Annotated in this window: 16 protein-coding genes; 2 read left to right on the plus strand and 14 right to left on the minus strand. The window is 66.2% G+C overall.

What is annotated here, in order from left to right; genetic code table 11:
- Window positions 1-195: 195 nt before the first annotated feature.
- The 5 genes from HMPREF1008_RS00680 to HMPREF1008_RS00700 all read right to left on the minus strand — a co-directional run bounded on the left by HMPREF1008_RS00680 (window position 196) and on the right by HMPREF1008_RS00700 (window position 4,684).
- Window positions 196-1,542, minus strand: a complete 1,347-nt coding sequence (locus tag HMPREF1008_RS00680; RefSeq protein WP_009277918.1) for a glutamine synthetase family protein — start codon at window positions 1,540-1,542, stop codon at window positions 196-198.
- A gap of 161 nt (window positions 1,543-1,703) precedes the next feature.
- A complete protein-coding gene (locus tag HMPREF1008_RS00685) occupies window positions 1,704-1,925 on the minus strand; it encodes a hypothetical protein (protein ID WP_009277919.1) in 222 nt (73 codons plus the stop codon).
- 151 nt (window positions 1,926-2,076) lie between these two features.
- Complete coding sequence (gene eno / locus HMPREF1008_RS00690) at window positions 2,077-3,366, minus strand: phosphopyruvate hydratase (protein ID WP_009277920.1); 1,290 nt, start codon at window positions 3,364-3,366, stop codon at window positions 2,077-2,079.
- 153 nt (window positions 3,367-3,519) lie between these two features.
- The gene (locus HMPREF1008_RS00695; protein WP_009277921.1) at window positions 3,520-3,924 is read right to left on the minus strand and encodes a flavodoxin domain-containing protein; all 405 of its coding nucleotides are present in this window, start codon (window positions 3,922-3,924) and stop codon (window positions 3,520-3,522) included.
- 94 nt (window positions 3,925-4,018) lie between these two features.
- Window positions 4,019-4,684 carry a DUF3793 family protein gene (locus tag HMPREF1008_RS00700; RefSeq protein ID WP_083823443.1) on the minus strand — a complete coding sequence of 222 codons (666 nt, stop codon included), beginning with the start codon at window positions 4,682-4,684 and terminating at the stop codon, window positions 4,019-4,021.
- A 738-nt stretch (window positions 4,685-5,422) separates the two neighbouring features.
- Between HMPREF1008_RS00700 and gpmA the strand changes: the two genes are divergently transcribed.
- Both gpmA and HMPREF1008_RS00710 read left to right on the plus strand, forming a co-directional pair.
- Window positions 5,423-6,187, plus strand: a complete 765-nt coding sequence (gene gpmA, locus HMPREF1008_RS00705; protein ID WP_009277923.1) for a 2,3-diphosphoglycerate-dependent phosphoglycerate mutase — start codon at window positions 5,423-5,425, stop codon at window positions 6,185-6,187.
- A 146-nt stretch (window positions 6,188-6,333) separates the two neighbouring features.
- Entirely contained in the window at window positions 6,334-7,896 is a 1,563-nt protein-coding gene (locus HMPREF1008_RS00710; RefSeq protein WP_009277924.1) for a DUF438 domain-containing protein, read from the plus strand.
- A 208-nt stretch (window positions 7,897-8,104) separates the two neighbouring features.
- Here HMPREF1008_RS00710 and HMPREF1008_RS00715 read toward each other — a convergent pair whose 3' ends face one another.
- The 9 genes from HMPREF1008_RS00715 to HMPREF1008_RS00755 form a co-directional block, all read right to left on the minus strand.
- Complete coding sequence (locus HMPREF1008_RS00715) at window positions 8,105-10,555, minus strand: FtsX-like permease family protein (protein ID WP_009277925.1); 2,451 nt, start codon at window positions 10,553-10,555, stop codon at window positions 8,105-8,107.
- A 5-nt stretch (window positions 10,556-10,560) separates the two neighbouring features.
- Window positions 10,561-11,271, minus strand: a complete 711-nt coding sequence (locus tag HMPREF1008_RS00720) for an ABC transporter ATP-binding protein (RefSeq protein WP_009277926.1) — start codon at window positions 11,269-11,271, stop codon at window positions 10,561-10,563.
- 126 nt (window positions 11,272-11,397) lie between these two features.
- Window positions 11,398-13,515, minus strand: a complete 2,118-nt coding sequence (locus tag HMPREF1008_RS00725) for a heavy metal translocating P-type ATPase (RefSeq protein WP_009277927.1) — start codon at window positions 13,513-13,515, stop codon at window positions 11,398-11,400.
- A 6-nt stretch (window positions 13,516-13,521) separates the two neighbouring features.
- Entirely contained in the window at window positions 13,522-13,824 is a 303-nt protein-coding gene (locus tag HMPREF1008_RS00730) for a hypothetical protein (RefSeq protein WP_009277928.1), read from the minus strand.
- Window positions 13,825-14,033: 209 nt separating this feature from the next.
- The gene (locus HMPREF1008_RS00735; RefSeq protein ID WP_009277929.1) at window positions 14,034-14,909 is read right to left on the minus strand and encodes an AraC family transcriptional regulator; all 876 of its coding nucleotides are present in this window, start codon (window positions 14,907-14,909) and stop codon (window positions 14,034-14,036) included.
- Window positions 14,910-15,032: 123 nt separating this feature from the next.
- A complete protein-coding gene (locus HMPREF1008_RS00740) occupies window positions 15,033-17,699 on the minus strand; it encodes a ferrous iron transporter B (RefSeq protein ID WP_009277930.1) in 2,667 nt (888 codons plus the stop codon).
- Window positions 17,700-17,823: 124 nt separating this feature from the next.
- Entirely contained in the window at window positions 17,824-18,060 is a 237-nt protein-coding gene (locus tag HMPREF1008_RS00745) for a ferrous iron transport protein A (RefSeq protein ID WP_009277931.1), read from the minus strand.
- A 60-nt stretch (window positions 18,061-18,120) separates the two neighbouring features.
- Window positions 18,121-18,402 carry a FeoA family protein gene (locus tag HMPREF1008_RS00750; protein ID WP_231782223.1) on the minus strand — a complete coding sequence of 94 codons (282 nt, stop codon included), beginning with the start codon at window positions 18,400-18,402 and terminating at the stop codon, window positions 18,121-18,123.
- A 336-nt stretch (window positions 18,403-18,738) separates the two neighbouring features.
- Window positions 18,739-21,501 (minus strand): phosphoenolpyruvate carboxylase, encoded by a 2,763-nt coding sequence (locus HMPREF1008_RS00755; RefSeq protein ID WP_009277933.1) that lies wholly within the window; start codon window positions 21,499-21,501, stop codon window positions 18,739-18,741.
- Window positions 21,502-21,512 lie beyond the last annotated feature (11 nt).

Genomic DNA, 21,512 nt, shown 5'->3' on the forward strand with positions numbered 1-21,512 from the left:
AGTATAGTTTATGCAACGAATTTTGAAGGGGTTAATTCCAAAATTTGCATAACAGTGGGTGCAATGTTTTAATTTGACGAAACAAAGCCAGGTCGAGAGGACGAAAGGGAGAGGACGGCGGCGAACCCATCGCCGCCGTCCTCTCACGCCATCCCAGACGGCGTCGGGACGAGGCCACCCGAGCCCCAGCCCCGCCTACAGGCCCGCGTAGTAGCTCTTGCGCTCCCACTCGGTGACCGTGGCGCTGTACTCGTCCCACTCGCGCCACTTCTGCGCCACGAGGTAGTCGCAGATGTGGTCTCCCAGGGTCTCTCGCATGAGCTCGCTCCTGTCGAAGCGCTTTATGGCGTCGCCGAGGTTTCTAGGCAGGCGACGGAAGCCCCTGCTCGCCAGCTCGCCGTCGTCGAGGCGCTCGAAGCCCGAGAAGGACTCCTCGGGAAGTTCGAGCCCCTCATCGATGCCGCGGATGCCTGCCGCGAGCGAGACCGCGAGGGCCAGGTAGGGGTTGGCCGTGGGGTCGGGGTTGCGGAGCTCGACCCTGGTGGCCTGGTGCTTGCCCGGCTTGTGGGTGGGTATGCGCACCAGCGCGGAGCGGTTCTTGCGGCCCCAGGTGGCGTACACGGGAACCTCGCCGTTGGAGACGAGGCGCTTGTAGGAGTTCACGGTGGGATTGGTGACCAGCATGAACTCTGGGGCGTACTTGAGGAGTCCCGCCACGTAGTGCTGGGCCAGGGGCGAGAGGTGCGCGGGGTGCTCGGTCTTGGGGGCCCAGAAGAGGTTGTTGCCGTCGTGGTCGAAGAGCGACTGGTAGAGGAACATGCCAGAGCCCGACGCCCCCGTGAAGGGCTTGGGCATGAAGGAGGCCATCATGCCGTGCTCGTGGGCCAGCTGCCTGATGACAAGGCGCGACGTCATGATGTTGTCCGCGCAGGTGACGGCCTCGGAGTAGCGCAGCTCGATCCCGTTCTGGGAGGGGGCGCTGCTGTGGTAGGAGTAGGTCACCGGGATGGACATGTGCTCGAGGCTCAGGGTGGTCTCGCGCCTGAGGTCCATAGCGGAGTCGGACGAGGTCAGGTCGAAGTAGCCCGCATGGTCGAGGGGCACGGGCGTGGGGGCCTTCTCCTGGTCGAAGTAGAAGTACTCGAGCTTGGGACCCACGTTCATGACGTAGCCCTTCTCGTCCGCGGCGGTGAAGACGCGGGTCAGCACCGAGCGGGTGTCCCCCTCGAAGAGCTCGCGGCTGGGCGTGCGGATGTCACAGAACATGCGGGCGACGCCGCACTTCTCGGGCCGCCAGGGGAGCACCTGGAAGGTGGTGGCGTCAGGGAAGGCGAGCATGTCCGACTCGTCCTGTGACACGAAGCCGGCCACGGAGGAGCCATCGAAGCCGACCCCCTCCTCGAAGGCCTCCTCGAGGTCCTCGGACGAGATCGAGAACGACTTGAGGTTGCCCAGCACGTCGGTGAACCAGAGCCTGATGAAGCGGACGTCGCGCTTCTCCACCGTCCTCAGGACGAAGTCGATGTTCCTGTCGCCGCTCATGGGCTCCTCCTTGCAGGTCCGTTGGGTCGCGCACGCGTCGGCCCCGACGGTCGCGAGTCATGCCATTCAGACGTTCGCACACAGAGGTTACTCCTCTGTTTCACGCAAGGCGAGAGGGGCCCGGGCGACCGCGGGCGGACGGCACCGGGAAGCGCGGGAACCTACTCGCCGCCGGCCGCCCGTCCGGCGGAGTCCAGCGCGGCGTTGGCGCGGGCGAGCATATCCTGGGCGGCGGAGCAGCTCCCCTTACCCGTGGCGCGTGCGCTGCAGCTCGCGCCCGAGGCACAGCCCGAGCACTCGGACCCTCCCTTGACGAAGGAGCGGACGCAAAGCCCCAGGAGGGCGATGACAGCAAGCACTATGACGACGTCGGCGATTCCCATGTCGGCCTCCAATACTGTTAGTCAAGACAAACTGTAGGCGAACGGTCACCCCTGCGATGCGAGGAGAGGGAAAAGGGCGGGCGCCCGACCGCGAATCCACAGGACCGCGTCGGGCGCCCGCCCCGAAAGCCCGCGCCCGGAGGCCCAGGGACTAGCGAACGTTGTAGAACGCGGAGAGTCCGGCGTAGTCGGCGGAGTCACCCAGGGCATCCTCGATGCGGAGGAGCTGGTTGTACTTGGCCACGCGGTCGGAGCGCGCGGGGGCACCGGTCTTGATCTGGCCGGCGTTGGTGGCGACGGCCAGGTCGGCGATGGTGGTGTCCTCGGTCTCGCCGGAGCGGTGGCTCACGATGCAGGTGTAGCCGGCGCGCTGCGCGGTCTGCATGGCCTCAAGGGTCTCGGTCAGGGTGCCAATCTGGTTGACCTTAATCAGGATGGCGTTGGCGGCGCCCAGCTCGATGCCCTTCTTCAGGCGGGCGGTGTTGGTGACGAAGAGGTCGTCGCCCACGAGCTGGACCTTCTTGCCCAGGCGCTCGGTGAGCTTCACCCAGCCGTCCCAGTCCTCCTCGGCGAGTCCGTCCTCGATCGAGATGATTGGGTACTTGCCGACGAGCTCCTCCCAGTAGTCGACCATCTGGTCGCTGGTGAGCGAGCGGCCCTCGCCCTTGAGCTCGTACATGCCGGTCTCCTTGTTGTAGACCTCGCTGGTGGCGGGGTCCATGGCAAACATGAAGTCCTTGCCAGGCGTGAAGCCCGCCTTCTTGACGGCGGCCATGAGGTACTCGAAGGGCTCGGCGTTGGTCTTGAGGTTGGGCGCAAAGCCACCCTCGTCGCCCACGCCGGTGGAGAGGCCGGCGTCCTTCAGCACGCCCTTCAGGGTGTGGTAGACCTGTGCGCACCAGCGCAGGGCCGTCTTGAAGTCGGGGGCGCCCACGGGCATGATCATGAACTCCTGGAAGTCCACGTTGTTGTCCGCGTGGACCCCGCCGTTGAGGACGTTCATCATGGGCGTGGGCAGGGTGTGGGCGTTGACGCCGCCCAGGTAGGCATAGAGGGGCTGGCCAGCGGAGACCGCTGCGGCACGGGCCGCAGCGAGCGAGCAGCCCAGGATGGCGTTGGCGCCCAGCTTGGCCTTGTTGGGGGTGCCGTCCGCGGCGATCAGGGCCGCGTCGACGGCGCGCTGGTCTGCCGCGTCGACGCCCACCAGGGCCTCGTTGCACTCGTTGTTCACGTGCTCGACGGCCTTGAGCACGCCCTTGCCAAGATAGCGCTCGGGGTCGCCGTCACGCAGCTCGACGGCCTCGAACTCGCCGGTGGAGGCGCCGGAGGGGACTATGGCGCGGCCGACGGAGCCGTCGGCCAGGGCGACCTCCACCTCGACGGTGGGGTTGCCGCGCGAATCCAGGACCTCGCGACCGTAGACATCGATGATCTCGCTCATGGGCAGAACCTTTCTCTAGGCTTTTGACCCCCATGCCTGGGAACCTGTTAGGCATGTCTTACTTGTTCCCCTGGCCGTGCGAACGGGAGCCCCGCCAGCGCTCTCCACGACTTCTTCATAGTCAGGAGAGGCGACGGGGCCATGTCCGAGCCATCAGGCAGAGAGCTTCTCTCCCAGGACCTTGAGCTCCTCGAGGGCATCGTCGTCCGGCTCGAGGTTGGCGATGACGGTGCCGACCACGTTGACGCCGGCGTCCTCCGCGGCAGACTTCCAGGTCTCCATCCAATCGCCGGTGCCCCAGTCGTAGCTGCCGAAGAGGCCGACGGGCTTCTCGCCCAGGGCGGGCAGGCACTCGTTCCAGACCTCCTCGAAGTCCGGGTCGAGCTCCTCGTCGCCCATGGCGGGGCAGCCAAAGGCCAGCGCGTCATAGCCCGAGACGGAGTCCGCAGAGAACGACGAGACCTCGACGGCCTCCGTCCCCAGGGCGTCCGCCAGGGCGTTTGCCATGGCCTCCGTGTTTCCCGACTGGCTCCAGTAGACGACCGCTGTCTTGCTCATGTCTCTCCTCCTTGCTCGTGGTTGGACATCGCCTGTGCGATGCGCGGGCGGGTGCCGACGAGGCGCCAGGACCCGTCCGCGGGTCGCGCAGGGCCTACGAGAGGAGTGCCGCCAGGCTCAGGCCCGAGGCGAAGCGCCTGCGGCAGCGCTCCTCGCTCGCGGCCACCCTCCCGAAGCGGCGACGCGCCTCGCTGGCGCTGCCATAGGCCTTCCAGGGGCCGCGGCAGGTCTCCCGCCCGCCCGAGATGTAGCCCCTCACGTCCTCGAGCGGGTACCCCAGGAGCACGCCCACCTCATGGGGGAAGCGCAGCTCGATGCCCAGGTGGAAGGCGGCGAGGCGATGGCGGAAGCAGCCCACCAGCTCGGACGCGCTCCCACAGCGGTAGCCCGACGCCTCGAGGAAGGAGCTGAGCTCCGGGTCGCAGACGATTCCCTCCACGAGGGAGGAGCGCCAGACGAGGAGCTGCACGCGGTCCCCCGCGTGGCCGAGGACGGTGAGGCCCAGGCCATGGAGGGGAAGCTCGCGCGCGTAGGCGGCAATCGTCTCCCTCAGGCGGGCCTTGCGGCAGGCCGCGTTCCCACAGTCGCAGGCGGGAGGTCTGAACGAGAAGAGCGCCGCGGGCTTGGTCCCTTCGATCACGGCAGCGCAGCAGCGCACGAGGGTGGTGGCGAAGGCGTGCGCGAGGGCACTCTGTTCCGCGTCGCAGCCCTCGAGCGGCGCATGGACCAGTCGCACCGACATCGCGCTCTTTCCGCTCATTGGATCACCCCTTATGAGCCCCGGGGACGACGCGCTCGGCGACGTCCCCGGGCAAAGTGACAAAAAGAGCGCCGCTCGCGCAGGAAAGGGGGGACGCGGGCGGCGCTTGAGGACCTGTTCGCAAGACGGGGAGAGGGTCCGCTTGCGTCAGGTAGGGATAAACGCTTTGCTGTGGGCTGCACGGGAACCATGCTTCCCACTTCTCTTGGACACTTTCCCTTGTGCCCTCGAGGCGGTTTGTTAACTTCCGTTAACTCCTGCTGGCAAGTAGAGTACACCAAAGCTAACTAATGTCGAGCGGGACGGAAAGGAACGTCCGATTGGAGCATTCCCAGCGACTTTTCGCAGGTGGAGGTCCTGGCCCCCCTCGCACGCCCGCGTGTTCTCGCGCATACTCACAAGGGCATCCTGACGCGCGACGGCGCCGGCCTTCACATGTTGGCATCGGCTTTCGCACGTTGGCGCATTTGTGCGAAGAAAAACGCCGTTTTCCCAGTTGAGGTTCCTCTCCCTTCCCACGAAATCGTTTTTGTGCGAGGGGGCGACCGTGCGAGGGGAGCGGCTGTCTAGGCAGGTGGAGCTGCCGGCCAAGCAGGTGGAGCAGCCGGTCAGGCGAGAGAGTCAGGTCGCGAGAAGGGCGGGTCGCGCGAGAGGCGCAGGCAGGGGCCCCAAGGCTTATCATTCATGTTGTAGCAGGCAGCTGAGGGGAGGACCCTCCCCCAACGAGAAGGGAATGCCATGGCAAACGACGAGTACATGCACCTCGTGATCATCCGTCACGGAGAGAGCGAGTGGAACAAGCTCAACCTCTTCACCGGCTGGACCGACGTCGACCTCACCGAGACCGGACACGAGGAGGCCGCCGCTGGCGGGCGCGCCCTCAAGGAGGCGGGCTTCGACTTCGACGTGTGCTACACCTCGCTGCTCAAGCGTGCCATCCACACCCTCAACCACGTCCTCGACGAGATGGACCGCAACTGGCTGCCCGTCCACAAGACCTGGCGCCTCAACGAGCGCCACTACGGCGCCCTCCAGGGCCTGAACAAGGCCGACGCCGCCGCCGAGCACGGTGACGAGCAGGTCAAGATCTGGCGTCGCTCCTTCGACGTCTGCCCGCCCGCGCTGGAGCCCGGCGACGAGCGCGACCCCCACGTCCAGGACCAGTTCCGCGACGTGCCGCAGGAGGACCTCCCCTACACCGAGTGCCTCAAGGACACCATCGCCCGCGCCTGGCCCTACTTCGAGCAGGAGATCAAGCCCCAGCTCGAGGCCGGCAAGCGCGTCCTCATCGCCGCGCACGGCAACAGCCTGCGCGCCCTCGTGATGCAGTTCGAGCACCTGACCCCCGAGCAGATCCTCGAGGTCAACATCCCGACGGGCATCCCCTGCTCCTACACCTTCGACAAGGACTGGAACGTCGTCGACAAGCACTACATCGGCGATCCCGCCACCATCGAGGCGAAGATCAACGCCGTCGCCAACCAGGGCAAGGCCAAGAAGTAGCCTCCGTTCGCACGCGAGCGTCTTCGGGGCCCCGCACCAGTGCGGGGCCTTTTCTGTGCATGGAAATGCTGCCCTGTTTGGGACAGTTCTCGTGGGGTAGTAAGTACCTGGCAAACATTAGCCACCCCTAACTCACGGAGGAAGCAATGGACCACAAGCTCATCGACCTCGAGAAGACCGTCTACGAACTCTGCTCCGAACTCCCCGAGCTCAAGGACGTCATGGCAACGCTCGGCTTCGACGAGATAACCAAGCCCGGCAGGCTCCAGACCATGGGTCGCCTCATGACCATCCCCAAGGGCTGCAAGGCCAAGGGAATCGACCTCGACGAGGTCATCTCGGGCCTCAAGGCGGCGGGCTTCTCCGTCAAGGGCCACGAGGACGAGCCCGCACACGCCCCCGCAGCCGAAGTGGCAGACGAAACCCCCGAGCAGCGCCAGGCGCTCCTCACCAGCTACCTCGAGCGCCTCGGCGCCGGCGAGGACGTCGAGGACGTGCGCGAGGACTTCGCCCTCCACTTCGCCAACGTCTCGGGCGGCGAGATCGCCGCGGCCGAGCAGGCCCTCATCTCGGGCGGCGTTCCCGTCGAGAAGGTGCAGCGCCTCTGCGACGTGCACGCCACGCTCTTCGAGGGCAGCGTGTCCTGCGCTCCCGGCCTCTCGGGCACGAATCCCCAGGACAGGCCCGGCCACCCCGTCCACACCCTGCGCAGCGAGAACGAGCAGATACTCAAGCTAATCGAGGGGCTTCGCGAGGACGTCGACCTCGCCCGCGCGGCCAAGGGTGCCGACGTCGTCCGCGCGCTCGCCCAGAAGCTGCGCGCGGACGCGGACCTGCTCGCCGCGATCTTCCCGCACTACAAGCGCAAGGAGGAGCTCCTCTTCCCCCACCTCGAGCGTCACGGCGTCACGGGCCCCTCGAAGGTCATGTGGGGCAAGGACGACGAGGTCCGCGAGCTCGTGGGCGACCTGAGGCAGATGACGGAGGCTCTCGCGAGCTCCGGCGACGCGGCGGGGCTCACCGCCGCCGCGGACACGCTCGCCGCTGCCTGCGAGGGGGCGGAGTCCATGGTCAGCAAGGAGGAGAACGTCCTCGTGCCCCTCTCGCTCGAGACCCTGGGAGCATCCGAGTGGACGCAGATCGCCGAGGAGAGCGGCGAGTTCGGCTACGTCCTGATCGACGAGCCTCCCGCGTGGCGCGCCTCCGCGCTCGAGATCGCCGAGGAGAGGCTCAACGCCGGCGCGTCCGCCCCCGTCCCCGAGGCGCCCCAGGCGGACGGCACGCAGAAGGTCAGGCTCTCCACGGGAGAGTTCAGCGTCGCCCAGATAGAGGCCGTCCTCAACACCATCCCTCTCGACCTCACCTTCGTCGACGCCGACGACAAGACCCGCTACTTCAGCCACGGGGACACGCGCGCCTTCCCGCGCCCGATGAGCTGCCTGGGACGTGACGTCTACGACTGCCATCCCCCCAAGAGCCAGGCCATGGTCCACAAGGTGTTCGAGGACTTCCGCAGCGGTGCCAAGGACAGCTACGAGTTCTGGATCAACAAGGGCGAGAAGTTCCTCTACATCCGCTACTTCGCGGTGCGCGACGCGGAAGGCAACTACCTCGGCGCGCTCGAGACCACGCAGGACGTGGCTCGCATCCGCTCGCTCGAGGGAGAGAACCGTCGCGGTGCCGACCAGCGGCGCGCGGAGGCGGAGTAGCGCGACGATGGAGACACGCTAGCGCAGGATACGAAAACAGCATTCTGCGGGAAATGCTGTCGTTTTTCGCGTTTGGCCTGTTGGCGCACCGGGATGACAGCATTTCACGGGATTTGCGGTCTTTCCTTCCCCGCATGACGCGGCCTCCGTCCCCTGGGAGACGGAGGCCGCGCTCCTTGTCGCGTCGTCGCTGGCGGCGCGTCGCAAGCTACTCTTGGACCTTGAGCGCCTCCGAGAGGGAGACCCTGCGAATGTTGCGCAGGTGAATCAAGGCGACGACGCCATAAGTGGCGAATCCGATGGCCACCAGCTCCACCAGGTGCTGGGGTGCGTACCAGAGCGTCCAGTTCCCGGAGTAGCTGACCATCATGAACTTCATGATCAGCCTGAAGAGGCTCACGATTCCGCCAAGGCTCAGCACCAGGGTCAGGGCCACGACCGTGGTGATCGAGCGGATGTAGAGGCGGGCGACCTCGCCGTCTTGGTAGCCGAACACCTTCATGTACGAAATCGAGCGGGCGGACCTGTCGATGACCGTCTTGGTGAGCAGGTACATGACCACCAGGTAGAAGGGCACCGAGAGGGCGACCATGGTGTTCATGATGTCGCCCATGGACTCCTGGATCTGGTCGACGACCTTGAGCATCTCCTGCGGCGTGATCTCCTTGGCGGTGAAGCGGGGATCGAGGTCGAGGGCCTCGTCCGACGCATAGCCGTTGAAGTAGTCGTCCGGCTCCCCCATCAGCGCGCAGAAGTCCGCACGCGACAGGTATGCGTCCATGTTGGTGTCGCCGCCCGTGATCCCATCCACCCTGAGGTCATAGGTCTTGCCCTCGAAGCGGTCGACGAAGGGATAGGTCTGCCCGACCCTGAGGTCGCACTTCTGGGACAGTCCCTTCCCCACGACGATGCCGCCGCGCGAGAGCTGCACGTCAGACCAGTAGCGCGACGGCTCCTCGATGCCATAGAGCGTGATCTGCTCCATCGAGTCGGCGAGGTTGCGCTTGACCTCGAGGCTTGCAGCGGCAAATCGCTCGGCCTGCGCGATGCGCTCGGGAGAGTTCTCGCGCACGTTGACCGCCCGGTCGTCCGGGTTGACCGTCTGCGCCTTGACCGCGAGGCCCAGGAGTGTCGCGGGATCGAGTGCCTGGACGTCCTCCGCACTCGAGGTGGAGAGCGTCTCCGCAGCCTCGAACGCCGCACGCTCGTCGGCACTCCCATCGAGGCGCAGCGGCGCCTTGAGCAGGTACACGTGCTGGGCGGGAACCGACTGGCTCATGGTGCGGGCGACGTGCTCGACGGTGGGCAGCATGATCAGACCCATCAGAAGGAGGATGCTTCCCACCGAGATGCCCAGGAAGAGGATGACGAACTGGGAGATGTTACGCAGGAAGACGCGCGCCCTGAAGCGCAGGGAGAAGCCCCAGGAGCTGGGGAGGCGCACGCGGCCGAGGCCCCTGCGGTGGGAGGTCTCGTGTCGCAGGAACGCCAGGGGGGTCGCACCCAGCTTGCGCAGCAGGCCGAAGAAGGTGATGAGCACCAGCATGCCCAGGGGAATGAGCGTCGTCATCACGAAGACGCGCGGCTGGAAGGTCACCACATACGGAGGCAGGCTGTAGCTACGCATGTACAGGTTGCCCATGGGCTTGATCAGGAACGCGTAGCCCACCACGTTGCCGACGACGCAGGCGACCGTCCCCACCAGGACGGGCAAGGTGAGGTAGTGCCGCAAGATCTCCGAGCGGCGCCAGCCCGAGGCGAGCAACGTGCCTATCGCCGAGCTCTGCTCCTCGATGGTGGCGTTGGTGAGCACCACGAATACGAAGGCCATGATCAGCACGAGCAGGACCAGCATGACCTCCCACATGCCCTGGTCATGGACCACGTCGTCCTGGCTGAAGGTGATGGCCTGGTTGGACTCGCGGTCCACGATGCTCGAGAGCGACGCGCCGTTCTGGCTGATGGCCTCTGCCACCTTCTTCTCGAGCTCGACCCTCTGGGGAAGCGCCGTAGAGCGGTCGTCCAGGACCGCCGAGTAGCGCCACTGGGCCGAACTTCCCACGAGCTGGTCGAAGTCCTCGTCAGAGACCTGCGAGACCGAGAAGCTCTGGGTGTTGTACATGAGGTCGGAGTTGTGGACCATCTGGGTGGGGTAGTCCGAGAGCGTCATGATGCCACAGACGGAGAAGTCCCTCCCGTCCACAGTGACGTGGTCGCCCACCCTCAGGCCGTTGTTCTCGCAGAACGTCCGGTCGAGCGCGATCTGGCCTCTCGAGCCCGGCTCCTCCCCCTCCACATATACGGGAAGGTCGAAGTCGCGCCTGATGCGCATCACGCGGACGGTGCCGACGCCCTCCTCCCCGGACGCCCTCTTCCAACCCATCGTGAGGTCACGGTAGAAGTTCTCGTGCACCGTCATCCCCAGCGCCTCGACGGCCCTCACCGCCTTCTTGGGAGCCTCGAAGTCGCAGTCGAACTGCAGGTCTTCGACGACATACCTGTCGCGCATGCCCTCGATGGTCGCCTGGAGCGACGATGCGGCGACCATGTAGCCGGTCACCATGGCGGAGATGAGGAAGAGGAGGGCAAAGATGCCCAGGTACTTCCCGAGGTCCGCCTTGAGTTCGCGTGGGATACGCCTGTCGAGTGGGTTCCTCATGGCGGCTACCAGCTCAGCTCGGAGGCGGGCTTGATCGTCTGGTTCGTATGCTCCGAGACGATCTGTCCGTCGCGCAGCTGGAGCACGCGATGGGACATGTACTGGATGGCCTCGTTGTGGGTGACGATGACCATCGTGCAGCCATAGCGCTGGTTGACGTCCTCCATGAGCTGGAGGATCTCCTTGGAGGTCTTGTAGTCGAGGGCGCCCGTGGGCTCGTCGCAGAGCAGGAGGCGGGGGGCCTTGACCAGGGCGCGTCCTATGGCGCAGCGCTGCTGCTGGCCGCCCGAGACCTGGCTGGGAAACTTGTCGCGGTGGTCCCAGAGGCCCAGGGACTCGAGGAGCTCGTCCATGGGGAGGGGCTCGGGCGAGAGGTAGGCGCAGACCTCTATGTTCTCCCTGACCGTGAGGTCGGGAACGAGGTTGTAGAACTGGAAGACGAAGCCGAGCTCGCGGCGTCGGTACTCGACGAGCTCGCGCTTGGAGAGGGTCGTAAGCTCCTCTCCGCCCACGCGGATGCTGCCGGAGTCGGCCGACTCGAGGCCACCCACGAGGTTGAGGAAGGTCGACTTGCCCGATCCCGAGGGGCCCAGGAGGGTGCAGATCTCGCCCGACCGAACACCCGTGCAGAGGCCCCTGAGGACCTCCACGTGGGCCTCTCCCGACCCGTACCCTTTTCTGAGGTCCGTGACCTCGAGGTAGGCTGCATTCTCCATGCGCTTCCCATCCATGTCAAAAAGTTAGCTCGTGCTTACCAATTATAGGAAGACGCAAGCACAAATGACAGGACGGGAGCAGGAAGTCCCAGGCGCACGCAGCCAGCCCAAGGCAAGAGAGGCGCGCTAGTCGACCCCTCCCTCCCCCGCTCGCAGCAAGTGGCGCGTGTTGAGGGCCACCGCGCCCAGCGTGGAGGCGTTGTGCAGGTAGGCGGCGGTCGTGAGGGATATGGCGCTGGCAACTCCCAGGGCGATGAGCGCGGAGTTGAAGCCCACTATGAAGCCGTAGTCGCGACGGATGCGGCCCATGAGACGCTGGGAGAGGAGACGCATGGTCACCAGGGACTCGAGCGACGAGTCCAGCACCGAGACGTCGGCCACGGCGCGGGCGATGTCGCTCGCGTCAGAGAGGGCGACCGAAACATTTGCCGCAGCAAGTGCTGGCGAGTCGTTGATGCCGTCGCCCACCATGATGACGGTGTGGCCCTCGTCGCGCAGCGCCTGCACGTAGCCGCTTTTGTCCTCTGGCAGCACCTGCGCATGGTAGCTGTCGATGCCGACGGAGGAGGCGACGTGGGCGGCGCAGGACTCGGAGTCGCCCGTGAGCATGACCACCTTCTGGATGCCGAGCCCCCTGAGGCGCGCGATGGTCGCGGCAGCCTCGTCGCGCAGCGGGTCGCTGATGCAGATGGCACCCACGAGCTCGCCTCCGAGCGCCAGGTAGACAACCGAGGCGGTGGGCATGGCCTCCTGGATGGTCTCCTCGAGGTCGTCCGGCTTCGCGATCCCCTCGTCCTCGAAGAGGAAGTGGGCGCTGCCTATGAGCGCCTCGAGCCCGTCCACCTGCGTCGATATGCCATGCGCGACCACGTAGTTGACCCTGGCGTGCAGCTCGTCCTCGTGGCTGAGGCCACGACGGGCCGCCTCGGCCACGATGGCGCGTGCCATGCTGTGGGGGAAGTGCTCCTCTATGCATGCCGCGTAGCGCAGCACGGTGTCCTCGTCCGCACCGGTGAGGCTCAGCACCCTCTCGACGTGCGGCGACGCATGGGTGAGGGTGCCGGTCTTGTCGAAGACGACGGTGTCCGCCGCGGCGAGCGCCTCGAGGTACTTGCCGCCCTTGACCACGATGCTGCGCTTGGAGGCCTCGTCGATGGCGCTCATGACCGCAATGGGCGTCGAGAGCTTGATGGCGCAGGAGTAGTCGACCATGAGGACGGCCATGGCCTTCGTCACGTTGCGCGTCAGGGCGAGAATCGCGAAGAACGAGAGGAAGCTGTAGGGCACCAGCGCGTCGGCAAGGTGCTCCGCCTTGCTCTGGACGCCCGCCTTGAGCTCGGACGACTGCTCGACCATGGTGACGATGCCGTCGATGCGTGCGTCCCCCGGAGCCGCGGTAACACGGACGAGGAGGTCGCCGTCCTCGAGGGCGGTGCCCGCATAGACCGTGGACCCCGACGACTTGTGCACCAGGCGCGACTCGCCGGTCATGGACGCCTCGTCTATCTGTCCCTCCCCGTCCACCACCGTGCCGTCGACGGGAAGCACGCTCCCCTGCGGGAGGTGGAGCACCTGGCCACGCTCGACCTCGTCCATGGAGATGCGCACGTCCCTGCCGTCGACCACGGCCCAGACGTTCTCGGCGCGCGTGATGAGGCCGTCCTTGAGGGCGAGGTGGGCGCGGCTCTGCACGTGCCTCTCCAGCACCGAGGAGAGCTGCAGCAGGAACATGACCGTGTCGGCCTCGCCGAAGCTGCGCCTCAGGAGCGAGGCCACCACGGCGGTGGCGTCGAGCACCTCGACCGTGATCTCTCCGCGCGCAAGGCGCCTCAGACCCTCCGCGATGAAGCCGATGGAGCGTACGAGCGTCCATGCGTGGCGCAGGGGGGCGGGAAGAAGCAGGCTCCGTATGCCACGCCAGGCGATGAGGCCGCCCAGGCGCAGGGCGAAGCGGTTGTTCTCGGCCGCGATCTCGATGGCGTTCGCGTACGACTCGATGCCCACTTCCGCAGTCGGAAGCCTGAGGACGTCGAGGCCGTCTACCACGCCGAAGACGCGCTCGCGACAGGACGGGTCAAAGACCACCAGGACCGACCCGTTGGCGGGGTGGACCTCCGCATGCCTCACGCCGGGACTGCGCATGAGCGCGTATGCGACGCCACGCGCCTCCTCGTCTCCAAAGAGGTTGGAGCCGCAGCGCAGACGCAGGCGGCCAGGAAGGTCAGAGATGATCTTGTAATGCATGAAGGGCTATGCCTCGCAACCCTCGGCATCGACCTTGGCAGTGACCTCCTCGCGGATCCTTGCCTCCTCGACGGCAAGGCGCTCCTTTACGGCTGAGTCGATCTTCGCCCTGCGGCGAGCCTCGGCCGTGGCGTCGTTCGCGTCGTCCACGATGCTCTGGGTCTCGGCCGTCACGGCGGCGTCGACCTTCATCGCGCAGGTGGCAACGGCGACGGCACCCTTGTGGAGCAGCCCCGTGCTCGCGAGCTTTGCGACCGTCCCTGCGACGGCGGCGCCCCCGACGGCGAACCAGATGTGATGAGCGTGCATGACTACTCCCTCTCTCTCGTGGCACAAGGTCGCCTTGGTTGACATTGTGCAGCAGTCATCCCTCTCGTACGCTAAGGCAGCGTCGAGAGAATTCACAACTCCGAGAGGATGCACCGCTCCAATCGGACGCGCTACTTGGACGGTCTTCTGGGGAGTGTGCCGTTCTGACCCGCGAGAGGTGTCCGTGCGACGATGCTCCGAGGCAGACCTCAGGCCATGTGGCGCGCCCTCCAGACGCTGGGAGAGCAGCCCATGCAGGCGGAGAAGGCACGGGAGAACTTGGACGGGTTGGAGTAGCCCACGGCTGCCGCGACCTCGGAGACGCCCAGCCGGCCGTCCCCCAGAAGCTCCGCCGCACGCCTCATGCGCTGCCTGCGGTACCAGGAATAGACGGGACTGCCGAAGGTCTCGCGGAAGGACTGCTTGAGCACGGTGGGCGAGCTTTCGCAATGCTCCGCCAGCTGCTCGATGGTGAGCGGCGTGGAGAGGTCGCGCATGAGCTCGCCCTGGGCGCGATAGGCGATCTGCCGATGCGACTGGCGGACGGGCGGACGGCTGACGGAGCCCGTGAGCTCGATGTGCGAGAGGAGGCGAAGCAGCTCCACGACCTTGAGCCTGAGGTAGCCCTCACGACCCCGCTCCGGGGCGCCGTTCAGCTCGAAGAGCACATGGACGAGCTCGGGATGCCCGTCCAGGGAGGCCACCGTGGTGCCCATGCGGGAAAGAAGAGCCAGGCCCTCGGCATCCACGCCGAACTCGGCGAGCGCCTCTCCCTCCTCCCGCGCGATGCGCCCCAGGTCAAGCAGCAGGACGATGCCCCCTAGCTTGCGCAGCTGCAGGGGATGGACGCCTTCTCCCCTTCCGCGAAGCGCCAGGAGCGTCTTGGACCGGGGCGACGAGGACGAGGCGCACCTGGGATGGGCGGGGCGGATGCCTTCCTTGCAATAGATGAGGAGGAGCTCCCCGTCACTCCAGCGAAGGCAGGAGTCCGCGGCGTTCGTCCCCTTCGCGAGGGGGCTCGAGATGGCGAGACGAGCGCCCCTCAGGGGCTCGAAGACCTCGACCGACCTCTGCGTCCGCTCCATTTCCGCTCTCTCCTCGTTCATGAGAAGGCGCGCCACCCACCTTCCAGGCAGGCGGCGCGCCTTGGCTTGCAGTCTGGGGTCACGCGAAACCCCGTCGTGCCCGCGATGCGGGCGGGCCCAGGACTAGGCCACGTCCTCCGCAAGGCTGTCCAGGATCTTCTCGTCCTTCTTGTCCCACTTGGGGGCCGGGCGGAAGAGCTGGAAGAGCATGGCCGCGAGCAGCACGAAGGCGATCACGGTCCAGATGCCGAAGCTCCCGAAGACGACCAGCTCGTAGAACTGGTTGATGAACAGGCCGATCACCCAGCCGAAGACGCACTCGTAGGCGATGGCGAAGGCCGTCCACCAGCCGGAGTTCATCTGGCGACGAATGGTGCCCATGGCGGCGAAGCAGGGCGCGCAGAGCATGTTGAACGCCACGAACGCGCACATGGCACCGACGTGGAGCGTGCCGGCAACGGTGAACATCCCGGCGAAGCCCTGCCACATGCTCACGGAGTTCTCGGTTGCGCCGCCCAGGCCGTAGAGGACGCCGAAGGTGGAGACCAGGTTCTCCTTGGCGATCAGGGCAGAGATGGACGCCGCAGTGGCCTGCCAGTTGCCAAATCCCAGGGGAAGGAAGATCCAGCCCAGGGCGCCGCCCACGCCGGCGAGAATGGAGTAGTCCATGTAGTTCTCGGGGACGCCCTCCATGCCGGAGAGGAAGCCGAAGGCGCCGTCGCCGCCGTCCCAGCCCGCGATGCCGAAGTTGGAGAGGAACCAGATGCCCACGGCAGCCGCGAAGATGATGGTGCCAGCCTTCTTGACGTAGGAGGCGACGCGCTCCCACACGTGCAGCGCCCAGGAACGGATGCTGGGGAAGTGGTAGTCGGGGAGCTCCATCACGAAGGGGACGGGCTCGCCCTCGAAGGGCTTGGTCTTCTTGAGCATGATGGCCGAGACGATGATGGCGACGATGCCCAGGAAGTAGAACATGGGGGCGACCCACCACATGTCGGAGCCGCCGGCGAGCACGCCCATGACCAGGGCAATGATGGGCAGCTTGGCCGAGCAGGGGATCATGGTCGTGAGCATGGCCGTCATGCGGCGGTCGCGCTCGTTCTCGATCGTCTTGGTGGCGAGGACGCCGGGGACGCCGCAGCCGGAGGAGACGATCATGGGGATGAAGGACTTGCCCGAGAGGCCGAAGCGGCGGAAGACGCGGTCCATGACGAAGGCGACGCGGCTCATGTAGCCGCAGTCCTCGAGGAAGCAGAGCATCACGAAGAGGACGAAGATCTGGGGGATGAAGCCCAGGACCGAGCCCACGCCGCCGATGACGCCGTCTACCACGAGGCCCTTGACGAGGTCGGAGGCGCCAGCCGCCTCGAGCGCGTTGGTCGCGGCGGTGGGGATGGAGTCCACGAAGCTGCCGAAGTCGTGCTCGTCGGGCTCGGCAGCCTTGCCCTCGAGGGCGGCCGCGAAGTCGGCGGCGTCCACCTTGTCGATCACCTGGAGCTTCTGGCCCTCGGCGAGCACCGGCTCGCCGTCGCTGGTCTCCTCGGTGATGGCCTCGTCGTCGGTGTCGACGAAGTTGCCGTCGTCGTCGTGCACGGGGACGTCGGTGGCGACGACCTTGGCCTTCTCGGCCGCAGCCTGGAAGTCGGCGATGGTCGCCTCGTCCTCGGCGGTGGGCTCCTCCGCGGCGATGGCGTCCGCGACGCCATCGGTGTTGACGCCGGCCTTCTCTGCGGCGGCGAGGTAGCCGTCGATCTGGTCGGCGTAGTGGTTGGAGGACCACTCCTCCTTGGCCTCGTCGAAGGCGGCCTGCGACTGGCCGCTCAAGAAGAAGCCATCGGAGAAGAGGTTGTCGTTGACCCAGTCGGTCCAGCTGGTGCCGATGGTGGAGATGGCGATGTAGTAGACCAGGATCATGATGGCCGCGAAGATGGGAAGGCCCAGGACGCGGTTGGTCACGATGCGGTCGATCTTCTGCGAGGTGGTGAGCTTCTTGGGGGCCTTCTTGACGCAGGCGTCCATGACCGTGGCGATCCAGTCGTAGCGGTCGGAGGTGATGATGGACTCGCTGTCGTCGTCACGGTCGTCCTCGATGGCCTTGATGGCCTTCTCGGCGGATGCGAGGACGTCCTTGCCGAGGTTCAGCGGCTTGATGGCCTCGGCATCGCGCTCGAAGACCTTGATGGCGTACCAGCGCACGAGCTCGGCGGGACAGGCATCCTTGATGAGCCCCGCGATGGTCTGCAGGGCGGACTCGACCTCGGCGGAGAAGCACTTGACGCCCTCTGCGGACTTGCCGGCCTTCGAGGCGTCGAGGGAGGCGTTGACCAGCTCGTCGAGGTTCTTGTTGTGCAGGGCGGAGACCTCGACCACGGGAACGCCCAGCATCTGGGACAGCTTTTTGGAGTCGATGACGTCGCCACGCTCCTTGAGCAGGTCGCACATGTTGAGGCCCACGACGGCGGGACGGCCCGCCTCGAGGACCTGGGTGGTGAGGTAGAGGTTGCGCTCGAGGTTGGTGACGTCGATCAGGTTGATCACGGCATCGGGACGGTCATTGACCACGTAGTCACGCGAGACGACCTCCTCGGGGGAATAGGGGGAGAGCGAGTAGATGCCGGGAAGGTCGACGAAGGTGACGTCGTGGTTGGCCTTCCAGGTGGCCATCTTCTTCTCTACCGTGACGCCGGGCCAGTTGCCGACGTAGCCGTTCGAGCCGGTGAGCTCGTTGAACAGCGTTGTCTTGCCGCAGTTGGGGTTACCAGCCAGGGCGATGTTGATCTTGTCTGCCATTCCTTGCCTTTCCTGCTACGTGTCCGGAGTTATTCTCGGCTTACCTTTGCTACCTGAAGACTCACATTTGTTAGTTTTAGGTAACTCGCTCGGCCAGAAAAAAGGGGCCGTGCCCCCGGGGAAGCTACTCCTTGGCTATGTCCACGACCTCGATGCACGCCGCCTCGTCCTTGCGCAGCGAGAGCTCGTAGCCGCGGATGGTGCACTCGATGGGGTCCCCCAGCGGCGCGACCTTGTGGACCAGGACCTTGGTGCCCTTGGTGAGGCCCATGTCCATGATGCGGCGCTTGATCGCCCCCGCACCGGTGAGCTTGGAGACGGTACAGCTCTCGCCGACCTTCACGTCCCTCAGACTTGCCATTCTTCCCCCTTAGAAAAACAGGCCGGGCGATGCCCGGCGCCAATACCCCCCGTTGTCTTGCTAGCAGGTGGCGATCTTCATGGCCATGTCGCGCCCGATGCCGAAGGTAGCCCCCTTGACGCTCACGAGGACGTCGCCGTTCACGCGCGAGACGACCTTCACGGAGGCACCCTGCACGAAGCCGAGCTCGGCGAGATGCTGCCTGAGCTCCTGGCTGCCACGGACGCGGGCGACGGTGACCGTCTCGCCTTCCGAGACCATCGAGAGGGGCAGCTGCGCCCCGACCACGCGCACTCCTGCGGTGCTCGTCATGCTCGTGCCATCCACAACGCTTCCATCCATCAGACGCTCCCCCACCCGGGTCCCGCCCGTTTGGGCTACGGACCACAAGTTTATGCTAGCTAACACGCTATTGTAGAGATTTTTGGCAACTGGGGAAGCCAAAGCTAACAAATTATTTGGGAAGGGGAAATCATGGCAAAACATACACATTGGATCCTGTTGGCCTGGATGCGAAGCCCAGCTCAGACTGGGTGACACATCGGCCCGCGAGGTCCGACCGGAGCCATTGCCCGTCATGGGACGAGAGGGACGACCTCCACGGCCCGTCCCTCTCGCCTCATGAGCCCTTGCCCTCGTGGCACGCCACGGGTCATCGCGCACCGCCGTCCGACAGGATCAGCCCGTGTTCTGCAGGCCGGCGGAGACCCCGGAGACGGTGCAGAGAATCAGATAGATGAAGCGCTCGCGCTCCTCGGGAGTGAGCGCCTCCCCCTTGTTGCGCAGGGTGTCCAGCGCGCGCACCTGCGCCAGCGAGAGGACGTTGACGAAGGGCAGGCGCATGCGGATGACGGGACCCAGGACGCGACGGTTCTGGAGGGGCCACTCGTTGCCGGTGATGGCGAGCACCCACTTGCGAGTGAGGCGCATCTCGTCCAGGACCTTCTCGTTGAGGTCGGGACGATCGGCGAGGTCGAGGTACATCTGGGCGATGCGGTCGTCGGTCTTGGCAAGCGACATCTCGATGTTGTCGACGAAGGTCGTGAAGAGGGGCCACTCGGCATAGGCCTCACGCAGGCGGGCGAGGTCGCCGAAGGTCTCGCAGGCGGTGCCCAGGCCGTACCAGGCAGCGAGGTTGGTGCGCGCCTGCGACCAGGAGAAGATCCAGGGAATGGTGCGCAGGTCGGCAAGGGACTTCGCGCCCAGGCCGCGCTTGGCCGGCCGGCTTCCTATGGGCATGAGGCCGATCTCGGCCAGGGGGGTCACGACGGCGAACCACTCGGCGAAGCCCTCGCTGTTGAGGAGGTCGAGGTAGCGCTCGCGCGAGGCGCGGTCGAGCGCCGAGGCCACGTCGGCGTACTTGGCCGTCGTCTCGGTGTTGACGTACTCGATGGAGGGGGAGCTCTGGAGCAGCGTCGCTCCGGCGACCGACTCCACGTGACGGCGTGCCAGGGTGGGGTCCCCGTAGCGGGCGAAGATGACCTCGCCCTGCTCGGTGAGCTTGAAGTGGCAGTTGACCGAGCCCTTGGGCTGCGAGAGGACGGCGCGGTTCGCGGGGCCGCCGCCGCGTCCCACCGCGCCGCCGCGGCCGTGCATCAGCACGAGGTCGATGTTGTTCTCCTCCGCCCACTTGGCGATGCGCGCCTGGGTGGCGTGCAGGACCAGGGTGGCAGAGGTGGGGCCGGCGTCCTTGGAGGAGTCAGAGTAGCCCAGCATGACCTCGAGCCTGCGGCCGGTCTGGCGGAGCCTGCGCTGCACGTCGGGAAGCTCGATGACCTCGTTGAGGGTGTCGATGGCGTTCTCGAGGTCCTCCACCTGCTCGAAGAGGGGAATCACGTCGAGGGTGGGGACGTCCTCCTCGTGAGCGAAGGCGAGGCGGGCCAGCTCGTAGACGTCGGCCACGTTCTGTGCGCTCTGGGTGAACGAGATGATGTAGCGGCGAGCGGCCTTGACGCCGTTCTTGCGCTGGATGGAGCCGATGGCGCGGAAGGTGTCCAGGACCTCGTGGGTCATGGGAGCGAGGTCGCCGCGCTCGCCCCAGCGGCCGTGCGCGCGGATGTCCTCGAGGGCGCGGCTGTGGACCAGCGAGTGCTGGCGGAACTCCATCTCCACCAGGTGGAAGCCGAAGGTCTGGGCCTGCCAGATGAGGTTCTGGACGGGTCCGTAGGCAGTGCGCACTGCGCCAGCCTTGGCGAGGGAGCGCTGCACCACCATGAGGTCGGCGACGTACTCCTCCGCGTTGGCGTACATGACGTCGGCCGTGCGGGTGATGGTCGCCCTCAGGCGGTTTGCCATGACGATCATCACGGCGCGGTGGAGCTCGGAGGCGCTCACGTCCTGGGCGCGCTTGGTGAGCGACTCGCTCATCTCGACCTGGTGGCTCCAGAGGTTGAGCAGCTCGGAGGAGGGCTTGGTCGACGCGGCGTCCAGGGTGATGTTCCGGCCCGTGACCTGCGTGGCATCGGCGAGGGTCTCGAGCATGTGGACGCGGAACTTCTCGCTCACCTTGCGGCTCACCTTGGCGGTCACGTTTGGGTTGCCGTCACGGTCGGAGCCGATCCAGCTGCCGGGATGAAAGAAGGCGGGGCAGATGGGCGAGACGGTGCCGGCCTTCTCGCCCAGCTCCCAGTCGTCGAAGCGGCGGTAGACCTCGAGAACCATGTCGAAGAGGGTGTTGTCGAAGATGTCAATGACGGTGTCGGCCTCCTCGACGGGAGTCGGCTTCTTGATGCCGATGGGCGAGGTGCGGAAGAGCGCGTCGATCTCTTGCAGCATGCGACGCTCGTTCTCGGCCAGGGACGCGCCGCCCAGGCGGGGACGCTCCTCGAGAAGGCCGGCGATACGGCGAATCTTGCCCTCGACGGCCTTGCGCCGGGCCTCGGTGGGATGCGCGGTGAAGACCGGGTGGAACTCGAGGCGGTCGAGCAGGGCCATGGCCTTGCCGGTGCCGCACTCGTCCACGAGCTGGCGATATGCGACGGTCAGGTCGTTGATGGTGTCCTCGCGCTCGCTGGTCGAGATGGCGCTCTCCCGCGCACGCAGGGAGCCGACGCGGTAGTTCTCCTCGCAGACGTTGGCGAGGTGGAAGTAGGCCGCGAAGGCCCGCATGACCAGGGTTGCCTTCTCCACGGGCAGCGAGTCGATGATGCGCACCGCGTCGCGGAAGGCGTTCATCTCGACCTCGTTGGTGCCAGGCTCGTAGGAGTTCGCCTTGATAGTGTCGACGAGCAGCGCGTCGAAGGTCGCGCGCAGGTCGCTGTCGTACTCGCCAAGTACCTTGCGCACCAGGCGCAGGAAGAGCGCCATGTTGTCCTTGAGCCCGTCGGGAACCTCGACCTCGGAGAGCGCCTCTCGGGCGGCAGCCCACTCGAGCTCTGCCTCGCTTGCGGAGGGTCGGACAGAACCCTGTCCGCCCTCCTTCAGTCTATCCAGCTCAGACACCGTACCTCCCC

This window comes from Olsenella sp. oral taxon 809 str. F0356 (assembly GCF_000233535.1).
In the GTDB taxonomy this organism is placed as follows: Bacteria; Actinomycetota; Coriobacteriia; order Coriobacteriales; family Atopobiaceae; genus Olsenella_I; species Olsenella_I phocaeensis.

Excerpts from the sequence above, each read along its gene's own strand:
- HMPREF1008_RS00725 (WP_009277927.1), bottom strand. The coding sequence starts at position 13,515 with ATGCATTACAAGATCATCTCTGACCTTCCTGGCCGCCTGCGTCTGCGC.
- gpmA (WP_009277923.1), top strand. The coding sequence starts at position 5,423 with ATGGCAAACGACGAGTACATGCACCTCGTGATCATCCGTCACGGAGAG.
- HMPREF1008_RS00735 (WP_009277929.1), bottom strand. The coding sequence starts at position 14,909 with ATGGAGCGGACGCAGAGGTCGGTCGAGGTCTTCGAGCCCCTGAGGGGC.
- HMPREF1008_RS00680 (WP_009277918.1), bottom strand. The coding sequence starts at position 1,542 with ATGAGCGGCGACAGGAACATCGACTTCGTCCTGAGGACGGTGGAGAAG.
- HMPREF1008_RS00700 (WP_083823443.1), bottom strand. The coding sequence starts at position 4,684 with ATGAGCGGAAAGAGCGCGATGTCGGTGCGACTGGTCCATGCGCCGCTC.
- HMPREF1008_RS00740 (WP_009277930.1), bottom strand. The coding sequence starts at position 17,699 with ATGGCAGACAAGATCAACATCGCCCTGGCTGGTAACCCCAACTGCGGC.
- HMPREF1008_RS00710 (WP_009277924.1), top strand. The coding sequence starts at position 6,334 with ATGGACCACAAGCTCATCGACCTCGAGAAGACCGTCTACGAACTCTGC.
- HMPREF1008_RS00685 (WP_009277919.1), bottom strand. The coding sequence starts at position 1,925 with ATGGGAATCGCCGACGTCGTCATAGTGCTTGCTGTCATCGCCCTCCTG.
- HMPREF1008_RS00695 (WP_009277921.1), bottom strand. The coding sequence starts at position 3,924 with ATGAGCAAGACAGCGGTCGTCTACTGGAGCCAGTCGGGAAACACGGAG.
- HMPREF1008_RS00715 (WP_009277925.1), bottom strand. The coding sequence starts at position 10,555 with ATGAGGAACCCACTCGACAGGCGTATCCCACGCGAACTCAAGGCGGAC.
- HMPREF1008_RS00745 (WP_009277931.1), bottom strand. The coding sequence starts at position 18,060 with ATGGCAAGTCTGAGGGACGTGAAGGTCGGCGAGAGCTGTACCGTCTCC.
- eno (WP_009277920.1), bottom strand. The coding sequence starts at position 3,366 with ATGAGCGAGATCATCGATGTCTACGGTCGCGAGGTCCTGGATTCGCGC.
- HMPREF1008_RS00730 (WP_009277928.1), bottom strand. The coding sequence starts at position 13,824 with ATGCACGCTCATCACATCTGGTTCGCCGTCGGGGGCGCCGCCGTCGCA.
- HMPREF1008_RS00750 (WP_231782223.1), bottom strand. The coding sequence starts at position 18,402 with ATGGATGGAAGCGTTGTGGATGGCACGAGCATGACGAGCACCGCAGGA.
- HMPREF1008_RS00720 (WP_009277926.1), bottom strand. The coding sequence starts at position 11,271 with ATGGAGAATGCAGCCTACCTCGAGGTCACGGACCTCAGAAAAGGGTAC.